This window comes from Bradyrhizobium sp. SZCCHNS30572 (assembly GCF_032484415.1).
Classification (GTDB): Bacteria; Pseudomonadota; Alphaproteobacteria; order Rhizobiales; family Xanthobacteraceae; genus Bradyrhizobium.
The window spans coordinates 519,337-536,979 of record NZ_JAUESY010000006.1; the positions used below are offsets into that span (position 1 = coordinate 519,337).

Genomic DNA, 17,643 nt, shown 5'->3' on the forward strand with positions numbered 1-17,643 from the left:
GCAGGCTTCGACCCGGAAAGAGCAGGGGGAGCATCACAGATGGCCCTGTTTCGCTTGCCATCCAACGGACCGGCAGCGCTGGCTCCGCGCGGCCAGGGCCTGCTGTTGCGCGCGCCGCAGATGGCCGATTATGCGCAGTGGGCGCGGCTGCGCGAGATCAGCCGCGACTATCTCACGCCCTGGGAGCCGATCTGGCCATCCGATGACCTGACGCGCTCCGGCTTCCGCCGCCGGCTGCGCCGCTATGCCGAGGACATCTCGGCCGACCGCTCCTATCCGTTCATCGTCTTCCGCGAGCAGGATGGCGCCATGCTCGGCGGCATCACGCTCGCCAATGTCCGCCGCGGCATCGTTCAGGCCGGCACCATCGGCTACTGGATGGGGCAGCCGTTCGCGCATCATGGCTACATGACGGCGGCGCTGCGGCTGCTGCTGCCGACCTTGTTCGGCGAGCTCAATCTGCACCGGGTCGAGGCGGCCTGCATCCCGACCAATACGCCGTCGATTCGCGTGCTGGAGAAATGCGGCTTCACCCGCGAGGGCCTGGCGCGTCGCTACCTCTGCATCAACGGGGTCTGGCAGGACCATTACCTCTACGGCCTGTTGCACGAGGATTTCCGGGGGTAGCAATCGTGATCGGGATCGCCGCGGGAGTGGCCGATCGGGGCTGGTTCCGGCCTCTGAAATGGGTATAGACGCCTGGGCTGGGCGACCGAGTTGCCGGGGATATCAGACGATGCGAGAGACGAGCGTGATCAGGGCTGGAACGTTGGCAGCCGTGCTGCTGGCCTTGGGAGCCGCCGGCGCGGCGCCGCCGGCAGCCGCCCAATCGCTGACCGACCGCTTCAAGAGCCTGTTCGGCGGCGGCTCCGACAACAAGGGGCAGGAGAACCTGCCCGCCAGCGGCGGACCGCCGGTCGATCCGACCGAGGGCCTGACCTGTCCGCCGGTCAGCATTCGCGCCGGCGCCTCGACCTACGCCGTGGCCGCGCCCGGCAAGCAGGCCGTTGGCAACGACGTCCGGTTCCAGGCGTCGATCACCAAGACCGCGCGCGAATGCAGTCTCAACGGGGCCGAAATCACCGCCAAGATCGGCATCCAGGGCCGCATCGTTGCCGGCCCCGCGGGCGCGCCGGCGAGCGTCGACATTCCGATGCGCATCGCCGTGGTCCAGGGCGGCATCGGCGAGAAGGTGATCGCGACCAAGTCGTATCGCACCACGGTGCAGATGACCGAGGACGGCAGCGTGCCGTTCACGATCGTCGCCGAGGACATGGTCTATCCGGTGCCGCCGCCCGGCGCCAATGCCGACAATTACGTCTTCTATATCGGCTTCGACCCGCAGGCGCTGACCCCGGAGCGGCCGCACGGCAAGAAGCGGCGGTGACGATTGCCGTGGCGCGAGGCGGTCGCCGGAGAGCGTGAACAGCAAAAGGCCGGTGCGATGGGATCGCACCGGCCTTTTGAGGTTGATGGATGAGATGGACTGCCGCTCAGTTCAGCTTGCGGCCGACTTCCGCGATGCCTTTGGCGACGAGGTCTTCGCCAAGAGCGCCCTTGACCGACTGCGACAGCACGGTCGCGGCGGCCTGGACGGCGGCCTCCGCCGCAGCGGACCTGACGTCGGCGAGAGCCTGGGCCTCGGCGAGGGCGATCTTGCCCTCGGCGGCCTTGGTGCGACGGGTGACGAAGTCTTCCATCTTGGCCTTGGCCTCCGCCGCAATGCGCTCGGCTTCCGCCTTCGCGCTGGTGACGATCTCCTCGGCCTCGCGTTCGGCGCTGGCGCGGCGGGTCTTGTAATCGGCGAGCACTTTGGCCGCCTCTTCCTTGAGCCGCTTGGCCTCCGCCAGCTCGGATCTGATGCGCTCGGAGCGATTGTCGAGCGCCTTCAGGACCGTGCGATGGACACCGAGATAGGCGAACAGGCCCATCAGGATCACGAAGGCAATCGCAACCCAGGTTTCCGGATCAGCGAGCAAATGCATCAGGCTGTTCCCTTCAACGATGCATCGACCGCAGCCTCGACCGTCTTGGCCGCGGGGGCCTTGCCGGTGAGCTGCTTCACGATCGCGCTGGCTGCGTCTGCGGCGATGCCGCGGACATTGCTCATTGCGGTCGTGCGCGTGGTGGCGATGGACTTCTCAGCCGCCGCGAGCTTGGCCGCGAGGCTGTCTTCCAGCGCCTTGCGCTCGGCGTCCGAAGAAGCCGCGAGCTTCTCGCGGGTCTCCGCTCCGATCGCCTGGGCACGGGCACGAGCCGTCGCCAGCTCGCTCTCATACGCCTTCATCGCGGCTTCGGATTCATCCTTCAGCCGCTGCGCTTCAGCCAGATCGCCGTCGATCGACTTCTGGCGGGTGTCGATGACGGCCCCGACCTTCGGCAGCGCCACACGCGAAACGATCACGTACAGCGCCACGAAGGCGATCACCAGGGAGACGATCTGGGAGGGAAAGGTTTCCTTCTGGAAGGGAGGGAAACCATGCCCGCCATCGGCCTCAGTATGGGCGCTTGCGGTGCCCTTGGCCTCGCCGCCCTTGGCCTCGCCATGACTTTCAGCCACGGGCTTCTCCTGTCCGGCTCAGGCCGTCTTAGACGGCGTACAGCAGGAGCAGGGCGATCAGCAGCGAGAAGATGCCGAGCGCTTCGGTCACCGCGAAGCCGAAAATCAGGTTGCCGAACTGGCCCTGAGCGGCCGACGGATTGCGCAGAGCGGCCGACAGGTAGTTGCCGAAGATGATGCCGATGCCGGCACCCGCGCCACCCATGCCGATGCAGGCAATGCCCGCGCCAATGTACTTCGCTGCAACCGGATCCATGAAACGAACTCCTTTGAGGGGTTTGGTAGAGAGGGCCGGATCAGTGGCCCGGATGGATAGCATCGTTGAGATAGATGCAGGTGAGGATCGTGAAGACGTAGGCCTGGAGGAACGCGACCATCAGCTCGAGGCCGGTCAGCGCGACCGTGAGGCCGAGCGGCAGCAGCGCGCCGACCTTGCCGACGAAGCCGAGCGCGCCGAGCATGGTCACGAAGCTCGCGAACACCTTCAGGGTGACGTGGCCGGCCAGCATGTTGGCGAACAGACGGACGCTGTGCGAGATCGGGCGGGAGAAGAAAGAGATGATTTCGATCACGACCACCAGCGGCAGGATCACCGCGGGGATGCCGGACGGCACGAACAGCTTAAAGAACTTCAGGCCGTTCTTGTAGAAGCCGTAGATGATGACCGTCAGGAACACCAAGAGCGCCAGCGAGAAGGTGACGATGATGTGGCTGGAGACGGTGAAGGTGTAGGGGATGATGCCGACGATGTTCGAGACGAAGATGAACATGAACAGCGAGAACACCAGCGGGAAGAACGTCATGCCGTGCGAGCCGGCGCTGGTTCTGATGGTGTTGGCGACGAATTCGTAGGACAGCTCGACCACCGACTGGAACCGGCCCGGCACGAGCGCGCGCCCGGCGGCCATCATCATGACGGCGATCAGCACGACCGCGAGCAGCATGTACGCGGACGAGTTGGTGAAGGTGATCTCCTGATTGCCGATATGGCCGATCGTGAAGATCTTGTTGAGGTGGAATTGATGGATCGGATCGATCATCCGCGTGGCGTCTCATTGTTCACCGGCCACGCCGGCGCTTTGCAATTCACTCGTTGGTCTTCCGCGCCGAGGTCTTCCGCGCATGCCTCACTGGCGGGGCCTGTCGGGAGCTATGCCTGCGGATCTCACCACGTTCAACACGCCGGCGGCGAAGCCGAGCAGGAAAAACACGATGAATCCGAAGGGCGATGTCGACAGCAAGCGGTCGAAGCCCCATCCAAGCACCGCGCCGACGAGGACACCGGCAATCAACTCGGACGACAGTCGCAGGCCACGCGCCATGGCCGAAGCCCTGGCTGCAGTGTCACCGCTGCCGATTCCAGGTTGATCAGTCCCGATCGAGCGGCCGTCGCGAATTTCGGACAACCGTTGGTCGAGACTTCCGAGCCTTGCGGAAAGCGCAACCTCATCGGGCGACTTGTCGCGATCCTTGTGTCCGCTGCTCTCGTTCGTGTCATCCGCCATGTGCCATCCGCCACGTGTGGAGACCCGACCCGGCCGCGAGTTTCAGGAATTAGCGCCCCATCGCCCTTTAAAGCCGGGCGGACCATACTGACCGCATCCCCCCAAGTCAAGATTGCGTGTTGAACTGTTAGATGCCTGAATTTACACGTTTTCTCGGCTTTTTCGTCAGATCGGTCGCGCGTGTCACCGCGCCGCATCAACAGTGTTGTGTGCGGCTGCGATCTTGCACCTGTCAGTGCCCTCTGATCCGATGTCGCTGACCTCCAACCGGCACGGGAACCCGCATGTCGCGCCAGATCGATTACTATTTCTCGCTGCAGTCGCCATGGGCCTATATCGGCCACCGGCTGTCCCGCGACATCGCCGCGAGCCACGGCGCGACCGTCAACCTCAAACCGGTCATGCTGGTGGATCTGTTCGCCGAGACCGGCGGGCTTCCGCTGGCCAAGCGCCATCCGGCGCGGCAGCGCTATCGCATCGTCGAGCTGAAGCGGTGGCGCGACAAGCGCGGTCTCGATTTCCACATCCAGCCGAGCAACTGGCCCTTCAACGCCCGGCTCGCCGACGGCGTCGTCATCGCGGCGCAGCAGGCCAGCCTGGATCCCGAGCCCTATCTGCAGCGCGCCTTCCCGGCCATCTGGGAGCAGCAGCTCAATCTTGCGGATGCCGAGGTGATCGCCGGCTTGGCCGATGCAGCCGGGCTGCCGGGCCGCGATCTCGTGACGCAGGCGGCGACGGACGTGGTCGGGGCGGCCTACGAGCAGAACCGGCAGGACGCGATCGCGGCCGACGTGTTCGGCTCGCCGGCCTATGTGCTGGACGGCGAGATCTTCTGGGGGCAGGACCGCCTCGAGCTGCTGGCGGACGCGTTGAAATCCGGTCGCTCCGCCTATACGTCCGAAGCATAGGTGCGGCCTGTGGCAGGGGATCGCACCTGAGGCAACGTCATGGCCGCGACACAATGTCGGCGTGCATGGCGGCGGTTGCGAATGCGCCTGGGAGAGCCAGCCATGAGTCTCACGAAGCCGTACCGGCCGTCCCTCCTCGCGCTGCTGGCGTTGAGCTGCCTGGGCGGAGAGGCGTTTGCGGTCGAGGACACCGCGCCTGACGGCGACAAGGGACGCTATACGATGTCGACGACATCGGACGGCGTGATCCGGCTCGATACCAAGACCGGTGCGGTCTCGATGTGCAACAACAGCAGTGGATCGGGCTTTGCCTGTTACGCGGTGCCTGATGAGCGCGCCGCGCTGGACGCCGAGATCGGCCGTCTGCAGGCGGAGAATGAAAAGCTCAAGGGCCAGCTCGCGTCGCGCGATCAGAGCATCTCCGGCAAGATTGATGAGCCGCTGCCGAAAGATCAGGCACTGCCCAAGTCCGATCAGTTGAGGAAAGCCGAACCCAGGACGGGGGACAAGCCGGGTGAATCGAAATCCTCCGATGGAACGCGCAAGCTCGAGATCCCGCTGCCCAGCGACCAGGACATGGACCGCATGATGGGGTTCCTCGAGCAGGCCTGGCGCCGGCTGCTCGACATGGCAACACGGGTGCAGAAGGACGTCTCGGGCAGGATCTGAGACCGCTTCGAGGAGGCTGTATCCATGTCGGCACGATCGGCCTCGCGCACGGCACTTTCGGTCGTCGCGATCGATACGGTGGCGACGTCGATCCTGACGGCGCAGACTTCGGGCCGCGGCTTCACCGATCTCACGCGCGAGGTCGAGGCGTTTCTGCGTGAAGTATCCGCCAGGGAAGGCGCGGTGACCCTGTTCGTTCGCCACACCTCGGCGTCGCTGACGATCCAGGAGAATGCCGATCCCACCGTGCTGCACGATCTCACCACGGCGCTGGCGCGGCTGGCGCCGGAGGATGCCGGCTGGATGCACGACACCGAGGGGCCGGACGACATGCCGGCACACGTCAAGACCATGCTGAGCGCGGTCTCGCTGCAGGTGCCGGTGCAGGACGGACGCATGATGCTCGGCACCTGGCAGGCGCTCTATCTGATCGAGCATCGTGCGCGTCCGCATCGGCGCGAGGTGGTATTGCAGTTCATCGGCGCGGCCTGAGGCCATAAAGAGAAAACCCGCGGGTCTGAAATGCGGAACGGCCGCGGAGTGATCCGCGGCCGCTCGTCGTTGGAGGCAGATGCGAGCGGGGTGCCGCTCGCCTCGTGATCAATTGGCCTGGATGTCGACGTCCTTGGTTTCCGGCAGGAACAGGAAGCCGACCACCGCAGTGATCACGGCGAAGAAGATCGGGTACCACAGGCCGGCATAGATATCGCCGGTCGAGGCCACGATCGCGAAGGCGGTTGCGGGCAGGAGGCCGCCGAACCAGCCGTTGCCGATGTGATACGGCAGCGACATCGAGGTGTAGCGGATCTTGGTCGGGAACAGCTCGACCAGCATCGCGGCGATCGGGCCGTACACCATGGTGACGAAGATCACCAGGATGAACAGCAGACCGATGATGGCAGCGACCTGCGGACGGAAGATGTCGAACGGATGCGCCATCTTGACGATCCCGGCGTCACCCGCCTTCGGATAGCCGGCCTCGCCGATCGCGGCCGTCAGCGCCGGGTTGCTGGTCTTCGCATCGGTGTAGGGCACTTCCTTGCCGTTGAAGGTGACCTTCACGCCGGAGCCGGCCGGGCCATAAACGGTCGAGTACCTGACCGAGGACTGGGCCAGGAAGGCGCGGGCGGTGTCGCAAGGCGCGGTGAAGACGCGGGTGCCGACCGGGTTGAACAGATCGCCGCAGCCGGCGGGATCAGCCACCACTTCCACCTTCGTCGCCTCGATCGCCTTCTCCAGCGCCGGATTGGCGTTGGTGGTGATCATCTTGAAGATCGGGAAGAAGGTCAGTGCCGCGATCAGGCAGCCGCCCATGATGATCGGCTTGCGGCCTATCTTGTCGGACAGCATGCCGAACACGATGAAGAAGCCGGTGCCGAGCAGCAGCGACCAGGCGATCAGCAGGTTGGCGGTGTAGCCATCGACCTTCAGGATCGATTGCAGGAAGAACAGCGCGTAGAACTGGCCGGTGTACCAGACCACGCCCTGGCCCATCGTGGCGCCGATCAGCGCCAGCAACACGATCTTGGCGTTGCCCCAGTTCGCGAACGCTTCCGTCAGCGGCGCCTTCGAGCTCTTGCCCTCGTCCTTCATCTTCTGGAACACGGGCGATTCGTTCAGGCGCAGACGGATCCAGACGGAGACGCCGAGCAGCAGCACGGAGACCAGGAACGGAATGCGCCAGCCCCATTTGGCGAAGTCGGCCTCGCCGATGATGGTGCGGGTGAACAGGATGACCAGCAGCGACAGGAACAGGCCCATCGTCGCCGTCGTCTGGATGAAGGAGGTGTAGTAGCCGCGCTTGCCCATCGGGGCGTGCTCGGCGACATAGGTCGCGGCGCCGCCATACTCGCCGCCGAGCGCGAGGCCCTGCAGCAGGCGCAGGCCGATCAGGATCACCGGTGCCGCGAAGCCGATGGTCTCGGCGTTCGGCAGCAGGCCGACGATGAAGGTCGACAGGCCCATGATCAGGATCGTGACCAGGAAGGTGTATTTGCGGCCGACGATGTCGCCGATGCGGCCGAACACGATCGCGCCGAACGGGCGGACCAGGAAGCCGGCGGCGAACGCGAGCAGTGCGAAAATGTCGCGGGTGGCTGCCGGATAGCCGCTGAAGAACTGCGCGCCGATGATCGAGGCCAGCGACCCGTAAAGATAGAAGTCGTACCACTCGAAGACGGTGCCGAGAGAGGAGGCCAGAATGACGAAGCGTTCGTCCTTCGTCATGCCTCCCGATCTCGCTTGTGTGGCTACCATTGTTGACATCGGCATTCGCTCCCCATGATTGTTGTGATGATGGCTTTCGCCTCCGCATGCCGGACTTGGACGGCGCAGGTCGCGGAGACCTTGCTCTTCAGTAACATTGCAGTGAAACCCGCCCCAATACGACTTTCGGCTCTGCCCTCTGCGGCGCGCGGGAAAGATGGGTACATTGCGCCGGATCAAGTTCGGTGAGCGGCCGTCGCGCTACCGATGTTGCGTTGCACAAGGTTCGGATTAACCGCCTTCCCTGCAAGTGGAATTGGACGCTTGCATGCAACCGGTGGCCGGGCGAGTATTTCCGGAAAACCGGGCGCGTGCAGTTGCAGCACGTCGTCGGTCTCGCAAGGTCAAGTCTGGATTCATGGCGGCTGCCAGCACCCATCTCGTCATTGCCGATGATCACCCGCTGTTCCGCAACGCTTTGCGGCAGGCGGTCGCGAGCGTGCTCGCGGAGGCCGTGGTCGACGAGGCCGGTTCGTTCGAGGACCTCACCGCGCTGCTGGAAAAGGATTCCGAGGTCGATCTCGTACTTCTCGACCTCACCATGCCCGGCATCTCCGGCTTCTCGGGCCTGATCTATCTGCGCGCGCAATATCCGGCGATCCCGGTCGTCATCGTGTCGGCGAGCGACGATGGCGCGACGATCCGCCGCTCGCTCGATTTCGGCGCCTCCGGCTTCATCCCGAAGCGGTTCGGCGTCGACACGCTGCGCGATGCCATCAAGAAGGTGATGGACGGCGACGTCTGGGTGCCGCCCGACACGGACTTGGCGGCCGGCGCCGATCCGGAGATGACCAGGCTGCGCGACCGTCTGGTGACGCTGACCCCGCAGCAGGTGCGGGTGCTGATGATGCTGTCGCAGGGGCTGCTCAACAAGCAGATCGCCTACGAGCTCGGTGTCTCCGAGGCGACCATCAAGGCGCATGTGTCGGCCATCCTGCAGAAGCTCGGTGTCGAGAGCCGGACGCAGGCGGTGATTGCGGCGGCGAAGATCGCGGGCAGCGCCTGGCGGCAGGACGCGCCGACGGGGAAGTAAGCGACGGGAAAATCTGGATGAGTCGTCATTCCGGGTTCGGCTCTGCGAGCCGCCCCGGAATGACGACACCCCGCAGCTGTCTGCCGGAGGCGCCATTGGCCGGCGCTTGATGCCGTCTTGCAGTGTATGTGGACAGCGTCCATTCCGCACGCCTTCTGCTTCACTCGCGACACACCTTCACGGCCTCGCGGCGCATCGCGCGTCCGAGCTTTGCCGATCATCCACCCTCTTGAACAGAGGGCGCAGGGAAGGCCGGGCGCTGGCCGCGCCCGTGGCCCGCCTGCAGAAAAAAGCAGGCGGCAGTCACCACAGGTCTGGCCGAACACACCCGGCCCTCCCTGCGCGATGGTTTTGACGGCTGCTCCGAGCTCTCCCCGGGGACCGGCGTTCTTGCCCCCGTCGTCAGCAACATCGTCGTCACCGACTTGGCATCAGCACCGGGATGCCAGGACCACACGGCTTGACCGTGCGCGCCGGATCGTTCGTCCGCAGGACCAAGCCCGCTGCGACCCGACGCGCCCACCGCATCCCGCGACCCACGTTCGTGACGATCGCGAAGCGCCCCTCATGGCGGGCACGGGACGACTCAAGGGGTAGCACGATTTCGGGAAAAAAGAAAGTCTGTATCTAGGGGGACGCAGAGCAAAGTGCGCAAGCTCCGCTTAGGCCCATCTCCGTGCAAGTCTCCCCAAAGCCACGGTAAGATTCCGCAGGTGTGCCAAGGCGCCCTGCCGCGAGGTTTGCGACGTTGAGTTTTGTTGGACTGTTACCGAGGCCTTCCAGTCTTGTGGAGCAAGTGACGCCTTGTTGGTCCGTACATCAATCCGGTCGGCTAGACCTGATCTTTGAGATCGAGTGTAGCAATCTTCTCCCTCACTTCGTCGCTAAGATAATTGGGATTGACCGTTCGCAGATATCGAAGTGCTTCTACGTCATTGGCCTTGTACTCAAGGCGTCGCTTGTAAAATGTTAGGCGACCTTCGGATTCCGAGATTATCTGACCCCAGGTCTTTACCCAAACTCGAACCTTCGGCTCGTCATACTCGGCCAACCCGGCGTAGCCGGCGGCGTCGAACAGCTCGACCCACCGATCCCACGAGCCGGGCTTCAGCCACAGGCCGTGGATGAAGATGATCGCGCGCCTTTGCGAGGCGTTGGCTGCCACGATCGCATCATCGCATGTGTGGGTCGACATGATCGGCGCCCTTCTGCTGCGTTGGATCAGTTGCGCGGCGGCGTGGCGGCGGACTGCCCGTTGAGGAAGGCGTCGATCGCAGCGACCGTCGCGGCCGGCTGCTCCTCCATCAGCCAATGGCCGGAGCCGGGGATGACCTGCTCCTGCACGTTGGACGCGCCGGCCCGTGCCACCACCGCCATGGTCGGGCCGAAGGACGCCGCGCCACCGATCGCCAGCACCGGCATCGTCAGCTTGCCATGCGCCGCGAGCCAGGCGCGGTTGTCGATCGCGTCCTGATCGAAGGCGGCGAACTGGCTGAAGCCCGCATGCATCCGCCCCGGGCCGGCATAGAGCTGCGCGTAATGGACGCGCGCGGCCTCCGGGAAGTGGGCAGGGTTAGCCGAGAACTCGTTCCAGAAGCGGTCGAGATAGATGCGCTCGCGCCCCTCCACCAGGCGCTCCATGTCGGGGCCGCCGAAGCGGAAGTGCCACAGCAGCGGGTTCTTCAGGATCTCCTCCCACGGGCCGATGCCCGGCACCGGCGCATCCATCAGCACCAGCTTGGTCACGCGGTCGGCGTGCCGCGCCGCCAGCGCATAGGCGACCATGTTGCCGATGTCGTGCGCCACGACCTCGGCGGTGCGGGCGCCCAGCGCGTCCATGACGCCGGTGATGTCCTCGGCCTGGTTGGCCTTCTCAAAACCCTTGTCGGCGCGGGCGGACAGGCCGAGCCCGCGCAGGTCGGGCACGATGACCGTGTGGTTCTGCGAAAGCTTGGCGGCGAGCGGCACCCACATGTCGCCGGTGTCGCCATAGCCGTGCAGCAGCACCACCGCGGGTCCAGTGCCGCCGACGCGGACGTGGAGCGTGGTGCCGTTGGTCGGGATCTCCTGGGTGCGGAAGGTCTTGGGGAAATTCCCGGGCGCCTCGGTCGCGTCGGCGAGGGCGGCGCTGGTCAGGACGGTGAGCGCGGTGGCGACAAAGGCGGTTCGTTGCAGCAGGCGGGGAAGGGTCATGGCGATCTCCTCAGTGGCCGTGTTGATGCACGCAAAGCTAGACGAGCGAGGTCCGCGGTATTAGAGGGTAGTCACGCCAAGGATTTTTGATCGGGACGCAAAGATGGTATTGTCCAGCGCGGACCGTGCGCGGGATCTCGAAGTGTTCTGCGCCGTCGCCGGCAGCGGCAGCTTCTCGGCCGCCGGTCGCAGTCTCGGGCTGACGCCATCGGCTGTGAGCCGGACGCTCGACCGCATCGAGGCGCGGCTTGGCGCGCGGCTGCTGTTGCGAAGCACGCGGGCGCTGACGCTGACCGCCGAGGGGCAGTCCTATCTCGCGGCCGCCCGTCGCATCCTCGCCGACCTCGACGAGGCCGAGCAGGCGATCGCAGACCAGGGCGCGCCGCGCGGGCGCATCCGGGTCAGCGCCGCCCTCTCGCACGGCCGCGTCTGCATCGTCCCTCTGCTCGGCGAGTTCGTGCGGCGCTATCCGAACATCCTGGTCGACATCAATCTGAGCGACGGGCTCGTCGACGTGGCGGCGGGGCAGGCGGACGTCGCGATTCGCGGCGGTCCGCTGCCCGACAGCGCGCTCACCGCGCGCCGCCTCGGCGACAACGGCCGCACCATCGTCGCCTCGCCCGACTACCTGGCGCGCTGGGGCGTGCCGGAGGCGCCGGAAGACCTCTACAACCACAATTGCCTGAACTTCAGCTTTCGCCGCGCCGAGCCGGTGTGGCCGTTCCGCCGCGATGGCGTCGACTATGCGCTGAAGGTGCGCGGCGCCGTCGAAGCCAACAGCGGCGACACGCTCAGCCAGCTCGCGCTCGATGGCGTCGGCATCGCCCGCGTCGGCGATTTCAGCCTCGGCAACGCGATCGCAGAGGGGCGGCTGGTGCCGCTGCTCGAAGCGTTCAATCCCGGCGACAGGGAGGTCTTTCACGCCGTCTTCGTCGGCGGCGCCAACACGCCCGCGCGTGTTCGGGTGTTCGTGGACTATCTGGTCGAGCGGATGGGGGACAGTCCCGGCAAGGCAGCAACGCGGCGAGGGTCGTGACTTGGCAGCCGCCCTTACTCCGCCGCCACCATCTGCTGAATCCGCCACTGTCCCAACAACGCCCGCAGCGACGCCGGCTTCAGCGGCTTGTTGAGCACGGCGATGTTGTCGTCGCGGGCGGCAGCGCGGACGTGGGGGCTGCGGTCGGCGGTGATCAGGATCGCGGGCAGCGCCTCGTTGAAGCGGCGGCGGATGTCGCGGATGGCGGCGATGCCGTTGCCGCGGTCGAGATGGTAGTCGACGAGCAGGCCGGTGACGGCGCCGTAGCGCGCCGCGATCGCCTCCATCGCGGACTCCGGATCAGGGACGGCGATCACCTCGGCGTCCCACGCCGTCAGCAGGGTCTTCATGCCGTCGAGGATCGCCGGATCGTTCTCGATGCAGACGATCAGGGCGCCCGCAATCGGCGTCGTCGCCAGCGGGGTCGCGGTGGTGACGGCGGCGGTGTGGTTGATCGCCTTGGCGATCGGCACCGTCACTGAGAACACCGAGCCGCGGCCGGGCCGCGAGTCCAGCGCAATGCCGTGGTTCAGCACGCGCGCGATGCGCTCGACGATCGACAGCCCCAGGCCGAGGCCGCGCGCGATCCGCGCGCCCTGCTCGAGGCGGTGGAATTCCTTGAAGATCTCGCCGCGCTTGACCGGGGGGATGCCGACGCCGGTGTCGTAGACGCCGATCTGCAGCGACTGGCCGTGGCGGCGGCAGCCGACCAGCACGCGGCCCTTGGGGGTGTACTTGATGGCGTTGGAGATGAAGTTCTGCAGCAGCCGGCGCAACAGCAGACGGTCGGACTCGACCGGCAGCGACGACGGCACGAACACCAGCTCCAGACCCTTGGCGCGCGCGGCGGGCGCGAACTCGATCTCCAGCGAGCGCATCAGGTCGGCCATCTTGAAGCTCGAGACCTGCGGCGTCATCGCGCCGGCATCGAGCCGGGAGATGTCGAGCAGCGCGCCGAGAATCTCCTCGATCGCCTCGAGCGAGTCGTCGATGTTCTCGACCAGGCGCGAATCCTCGCCGGCCGTCTGCCGCTCGACGAGGCTCGTCACGTAGAGCCGCGCCGCGTTCAGCGGCTGCAGGATGTCGTGGCTGGCCGCCGCAAGGAAGCGCGTCTTGGAGATGTTGGCGTCCTCGGCGGCGCTCTTGGCCAGCGCCAGCTCCGAATTCAGCCGCGTCAGCTCCTCGGTGCGGTCGCGGACGCGCTTCTCCAGCGTCGCATTGGCGCGCTCCAGTGCCTCGGCGGCTTCGAACGAGGGCGTGACGTCGGTGAAGGTGATGACGAGGCCGCCATCCGGCATGCGGTTGGTGCGGACCTCGATCACCATGTGGCGGTCGGCGAGGCGTTCCAGATAGGGCTCGCCTTCGGTGGTGTAGGCGGCGAGCCGCCGCGCCAGCAGCGCCTCGCCGTCCTCATAGGTGGGCGCGCCGATCGTGCCCATGAATTCGAGGATCTCCTTCAACGGACTGCCGATCTGCACCAGATCCGGCGGCAGCCCGAGCAGGTCGACGAACTGGCCGTTGGAGCAGATCAGTTGCAGGTCGGCGTCGAACACCGCGATGCCCTGGCGCACATGGTTCAGCGCGGTCTGCAGGATCTCGCGGTTGAAATGCAGCGCGGCATGGGAATCGTCGAGCAGCTTGAGCGCGGCCTTGGCGGACACCGTGCGCTTGCGCAGGAGCAGCGACATCACGAGGCGCGACGACGCCGCGCCGATCGAGGAGGCGATCAGGTGCTCGGCATGGCGCAGCAGCTCGAAATCGGCCGGCGCGGCCGGATCGAGCGGGAGGTTGCGCTGGGCGGCGAACGCCTCGAACGAGGCGCGGGCGCGGTCGGGACCGAGATATTGGCCGACCGTGCTCTGGATGTCCTGCACCGTCACGGTCGAGCGCCAGCGCCGGAAGCTCGGCGCACTCGGCGTCAGCTCGGCCGGCACGAAGATGTCGGCCTGCAACAGCTCGATCGACGACGGCTGCCGCGCCAGCGACAGCACGACGTAGGTCAAGAGATTGAGCGACAGGCTCCACAGCACGCCGTGCAGCAGCGGCGGCAAATCGGTGCCGAGCAGCGCCTGCGGCCGCAGCGGCTCGAAGCCGAACGGACCGTGCTGCAGGAACAGGATGCCGGCGGTGGAGGTGTCGAGGAAGCTCGGGATGAACAGCGTGTAGAGCCAGACGGCGAAGCCGACCAGCATGCCGCCCATCGCGCCGCGCGCGGTCGCGCGCCGCCAGAACAGGCCGCCGAAGAAGCTCGGCGCGAGCTGCGCGATGGCGGCGAACGACAGCAGGCCGATCGCGGCGAGCTGGGTGTTGCCGAGCGCGCGGTAGTAGAAATAGGCCATCACCATGATGGCGAAGATCGCGATGCGGCGGGTGCCGAGCAGGAAGCCGGCGAAGTCGCGGCCGATCTCGCGCTGCTCCTGGCGCTGCAGCACCAGGGGCACGACGATGTCGTTGCACACCATGATCGACAGCGCCACGCATTCGACGATCACCATCGCGGTCGCCGCCGACAGGCCGCCGACGAAGACCAGGATCGACAGCCATTGCGAATTGGCTTCGATCGGCAGCGCCAGCACGTACATGTCGCTGTCGACGGCGCCGAACGGGAAGGTGATGAGGCCGGCGAGAGCGATCGGGATCACGAACAGATTGATCGCGATCAGATAGAGCGGAAACAGCCAGCGCGCACGCGACACCTCGGCATCGTCGGCGTTCTCGACCACGCTGACATGGAACTGGCGCGGCAGCAGCATCGCGGCGCAGAACGACAGCAGGGTCATGGTGAGGAAATTGCCGATGCCCGGCACATATTCCAGCGCGCGCTCGGCCTCCGGCGATTTCATGGCCCGCTCGATCAGCTCGACCGGCGAGAACATCCAGAAGGTGACGAAGGCGCCGGCGGCGATGAAGGCGACCAGCTTGATGATCGACTCGGTCGCGACCGCCAGCATCAGGCCGTGCTGGTGCTCGGTGGCGTCGGTCTGCCGCGTGCCGAACAGCACCGCGAAGACAGCCATCGCCAAGGTGACCATCAGCGCCATGTCGCCGACGAAGGGGATGTGGGCGAAGGCGCGGTCGTCGATCAGGATGGTCTGCAGCGACGAGGCGACGGCCTTGAGCTGCAGCGCGATGTAGGGCACCGAGCCGATGATCGCGATCAGCGCCACGGTGGCCGCCACCGCCTGGCTCTTGCCGTAGCGGGCGCCGATCAGGTCGGCAACGGAGGTGATGTTCTGCGACTTGGCGAGCCGGATCACCCGGCGCAGCAGCGGCGTGCAGGCGCCGACCATCAGGATCGGCCCGAGATAGATCGCGAGGAAGTCGACGCTGGTGCGGGAGGCGAAGCCGACCGAGCCGAAGAAGGTCCAGGACGTGCAGTAGATCGCCAGCGACAACGGGTAGATCAGCCCGGCCAGCCGACCGCGGCTCTCTGCCGGCCGCCGTTCGCCGGCCCGGTTGCCGCGGCTGGCGACCAGGAACAGGAACCCGATATAGCCGAACGCGGCCAGGATCACGCCCCAGTCGTGCAGCATCTCCTACGCGTCTCCGACGTCTTCCTCGAAGGCTCCGGGCTGATCCCGTTGTCCGGGAAATCTAGCCCGTTGCTGGAGGCAGGGCGATAGCGATCTTGCCGAGAGAGCGCGGAGCTGGAGTCATCGTTAGCGCGGGAGACCCCGCAGTCTCCGCCGTCATTCCGGAGCGCCCGCAGGGCGAGCCCGGAATCCATGTCGCCTGATGCCGTGCTGCCCGATGGATTCCGGGCTCGTGCTTCGCACGCCCCGGAATGACGGAGAGGGTGTTGCTCGGTCAGCTGGGCGGCAAGCGGGGCAAACGGGCCACCACGTTTTCCGCCGTCATTCCGGGGCGCCCGCAGGGCGGGCCCGGAATCCATGTCGCCTCATGCCGTGCTGCCCGATGGATTCCGGGCTCGTGCTTCGCACGCCCCGGAATGACGGATAGGGTGTTGCTCGGTCAGCTCGGCGGCACGCGGGGCAAACGGGCCACCACGTTTTCCGCCGTCATTCCGGGGCGCCCGCAGGGCGAGCCCGGAATCCATGTCGCCTCATGCTGTGCTGCCCGATGGATTCCGGGCTCGTGCTTCGCACGCCCCGGAATGACGGAGAGAGGGAACTACTCCGCCGCCAGCGGCTTCTTGTGCAGCGCGAGTCCGAGCCGTTCCCAGACCTGCAGCAGGGCTTCCGCCAGGCGGTCGATCAGGCCGTCGTCGTGGTAGGGCGAGGGCGTGATGCGCAGGCGCTCGGTGCCCTTGGCGACCGTCGGGTAGTTGATCGGCTGGATGTAGATGCCGTGCTCTTCCAGCAGGAGATCGGAGGCCTGCTTGCACTTCTCGGGATCGCCGACGAACAGCGGCACGATGTGGGTGTCGTTGGTCATCACCGGCAGGCCGGCGGCGTTGAGGACCGCCTTCACCCGTGCGGCGCGGTCCTGGTGGCGCTCGCGCTCCCAGCTCGACGATTTCAGGTGCTTGATCGCAGCCGTGGCGGCCGAGCAGATCGGCGGCGGCAGCGCGGTCGTGAAGATGAAGCCCGGCGCGTACGAGCGAACCGCGTCGATGATCTCGCCCTTCGCGGCGATGTAGCCGCCGAGGCAGCCGAACGCCTTCGCCAGCGTGCCTTCGAGGATGTCGATGCGGTGCATGACGCCATCACGCTCGGCGATGCCGCCGCCGCGCGGGCCGTACATGCCGACCGCGTGCACCTCGTCGACATAGGTCATCGCATTGTAGCGCTCGGCGAGATCGCAGATCGCAGCCAGCGGCGCCACGTCGCCGTCCATCGAATACAGGCTCTCGCAGGCGATCAGCTTCGGCCTGTTAGGACCGGCGGCGATCAGGAGCTGTTCGAGATGGGCGAGATCGTTGTGGCGCCAGATCTGGCGCTCGCAGCCGGACTGGCGCACGCCCTCGATCATCGAATTGTGGTTCAGCGCGTCCGACAGGATCAGGCAGTCGGGAATCAGCTTGGCGAGCGTGGCGATGCCGGTCTGGTTCGACACGTAGCCGGAGGTGAACAGCAGCGCCGCTTCCTTGCCGTGGAGGTCGGCGAGCTCGGCCTCGAGCTGCACCAGGGGATGATGGGTTCCGGCGATGTTGCGGGTGCCGCCGGCGCCGGTGCCGACGCGGGTTGCGGTCTCGACCATCGCGCCGACCACCTTCGGGTGCTGGCCCATGCCGAGATAGTCGTTGGAGCACCAGATCACGACATTGCGCGGTCCGCTCGGCGAGTGCCAGGTCGCGTGCGGGAACCGGCCGGCGATGCGTTCGAGATCGGCGAAGACTCGGTAGCGACGCTCATCATGCAGGCGACCGAGGGCGGCACTGAAGTACTGGCTGTAGTCCATCACGAAACCCGAACTGGCGCGCTGCAGTGCAGCACCTGAAGCGAAAACCTCGCGGCATGCGTGGCGTGAGGTCTTCTTAGAGCGTTTCCAGAGCGGCTGTCGAGCCGGAATCC

Annotated in this window: 17 protein-coding genes; 7 read left to right on the forward strand and 10 right to left on the reverse strand. The window is 66.2% G+C overall.

The window, feature by feature from the left end; genetic code table 11:
- The first annotated feature begins 39 nt into the window (after positions 1–39).
- Complete coding sequence (locus QX048_RS19445; protein WP_315717912.1) at positions 40–627, forward strand: GNAT family protein; 588 nt, start codon at positions 40–42, stop codon at positions 625–627.
- A gap of 142 nt (positions 628–769) precedes the next feature.
- Positions 770–1,387: a hypothetical protein gene (locus tag QX048_RS19450; protein ID WP_315717956.1), complete on the forward strand. Its 618-nt coding sequence runs from the start codon at positions 770–772 to the stop codon at positions 1,385–1,387.
- A gap of 106 nt (positions 1,388–1,493) precedes the next feature.
- Here the strand turns inward: QX048_RS19450 and QX048_RS19455 are convergent, their stop codons facing one another.
- The 5 genes from QX048_RS19455 to QX048_RS19475 all read right to left on the reverse strand — a co-directional run bounded on the left by QX048_RS19455 (position 1,494) and on the right by QX048_RS19475 (position 4,065).
- Positions 1,494–1,985 carry an ATP F0F1 synthase subunit B gene (locus QX048_RS19455; RefSeq protein WP_315827988.1) on the reverse strand — a complete coding sequence of 164 codons (492 nt, stop codon included), beginning with the start codon at positions 1,983–1,985 and terminating at the stop codon, positions 1,494–1,496.
- The gene (locus tag QX048_RS19460) at positions 1,985–2,560 is read right to left on the reverse strand and encodes a F0F1 ATP synthase subunit B' (protein ID WP_315827989.1); all 576 of its coding nucleotides are present in this window, start codon (positions 2,558–2,560) and stop codon (positions 1,985–1,987) included. The genes QX048_RS19455 and QX048_RS19460 overlap by 1 nt, the downstream gene beginning before the upstream one ends.
- A gap of 28 nt (positions 2,561–2,588) precedes the next feature.
- The gene (locus tag QX048_RS19465; RefSeq protein WP_006615622.1) at positions 2,589–2,816 is read right to left on the reverse strand and encodes a F0F1 ATP synthase subunit C; all 228 of its coding nucleotides are present in this window, start codon (positions 2,814–2,816) and stop codon (positions 2,589–2,591) included.
- Positions 2,817–2,856: 40 nt separating this feature from the next.
- On the reverse strand, positions 2,857–3,600 hold the full coding sequence (locus tag QX048_RS19470) for a F0F1 ATP synthase subunit A (RefSeq protein WP_315735910.1): 744 nt from the start codon (positions 3,598–3,600) through the stop codon (positions 2,857–2,859).
- A gap of 87 nt (positions 3,601–3,687) precedes the next feature.
- Complete coding sequence (locus tag QX048_RS19475) at positions 3,688–4,065, reverse strand: AtpZ/AtpI family protein (RefSeq protein ID WP_315717908.1); 378 nt, start codon at positions 4,063–4,065, stop codon at positions 3,688–3,690.
- A gap of 284 nt (positions 4,066–4,349) precedes the next feature.
- Between QX048_RS19475 and QX048_RS19480 the strand changes: the two genes are divergently transcribed.
- From QX048_RS19480 to QX048_RS19490, 3 genes are all read left to right on the forward strand, one after another.
- Positions 4,350–4,973: a 2-hydroxychromene-2-carboxylate isomerase gene (locus QX048_RS19480; protein ID WP_315827990.1), complete on the forward strand. Its 624-nt coding sequence runs from the start codon at positions 4,350–4,352 to the stop codon at positions 4,971–4,973.
- A gap of 102 nt (positions 4,974–5,075) precedes the next feature.
- Entirely contained in the window at positions 5,076–5,642 is a 567-nt protein-coding gene (locus tag QX048_RS19485; RefSeq protein WP_315828027.1) for a hypothetical protein, read from the forward strand.
- 24 nt (positions 5,643–5,666) lie between these two features.
- Positions 5,667–6,134, forward strand: a complete 468-nt coding sequence (locus QX048_RS19490; RefSeq protein WP_315717905.1) for a secondary thiamine-phosphate synthase enzyme YjbQ — start codon at positions 5,667–5,669, stop codon at positions 6,132–6,134.
- 108 nt (positions 6,135–6,242) lie between these two features.
- On the opposite strand, the gene QX048_RS19495 is transcribed toward QX048_RS19490, so the two are convergent.
- Positions 6,243–7,913, reverse strand: a complete 1,671-nt coding sequence (locus tag QX048_RS19495) for an MFS transporter (RefSeq protein WP_315717904.1) — start codon at positions 7,911–7,913, stop codon at positions 6,243–6,245.
- Positions 7,914–8,265: 352 nt separating this feature from the next.
- On the opposite strand from QX048_RS19495, the gene QX048_RS19500 reads away from it, so the two are divergent.
- Positions 8,266–8,940, forward strand: coding sequence for a response regulator transcription factor (locus tag QX048_RS19500; protein WP_315717903.1), 675 nt, complete (start codon positions 8,266–8,268; stop codon positions 8,938–8,940).
- Between the two features lie 832 nt (positions 8,941–9,772).
- On the opposite strand, the gene QX048_RS19505 is transcribed toward QX048_RS19500, so the two are convergent.
- Together QX048_RS19505 and QX048_RS19510 are read right to left on the reverse strand one after the other, a co-directional pair.
- The gene (locus QX048_RS19505) at positions 9,773–10,135 is read right to left on the reverse strand and encodes a hypothetical protein (protein ID WP_315827991.1); all 363 of its coding nucleotides are present in this window, start codon (positions 10,133–10,135) and stop codon (positions 9,773–9,775) included.
- 26 nt (positions 10,136–10,161) lie between these two features.
- Entirely contained in the window at positions 10,162–11,133 is a 972-nt protein-coding gene (locus QX048_RS19510; RefSeq protein WP_315827992.1) for an alpha/beta hydrolase, read from the reverse strand.
- A gap of 103 nt (positions 11,134–11,236) precedes the next feature.
- Here QX048_RS19510 and QX048_RS19515 point away from each other — a divergent pair, with 103 nt between their 5' ends.
- Complete coding sequence (locus QX048_RS19515) at positions 11,237–12,169, forward strand: LysR family transcriptional regulator (protein WP_315827993.1); 933 nt, start codon at positions 11,237–11,239, stop codon at positions 12,167–12,169.
- 14 nt (positions 12,170–12,183) lie between these two features.
- Here the strand turns inward: QX048_RS19515 and QX048_RS19520 are convergent, their stop codons facing one another.
- Together QX048_RS19520 and hemA are read right to left on the reverse strand one after the other, a co-directional pair.
- Complete coding sequence (locus QX048_RS19520; RefSeq protein ID WP_315827994.1) at positions 12,184–15,702, reverse strand: PAS domain-containing hybrid sensor histidine kinase/response regulator; 3,519 nt, start codon at positions 15,700–15,702, stop codon at positions 12,184–12,186.
- A 598-nt stretch (positions 15,703–16,300) separates the two neighbouring features.
- Positions 16,301–17,530 carry a 5-aminolevulinate synthase gene (gene hemA / locus QX048_RS19525; RefSeq protein ID WP_315717898.1) on the reverse strand — a complete coding sequence of 410 codons (1,230 nt, stop codon included), beginning with the start codon at positions 17,528–17,530 and terminating at the stop codon, positions 16,301–16,303.
- Positions 17,531–17,643: the final 113 nt, after the last annotated feature.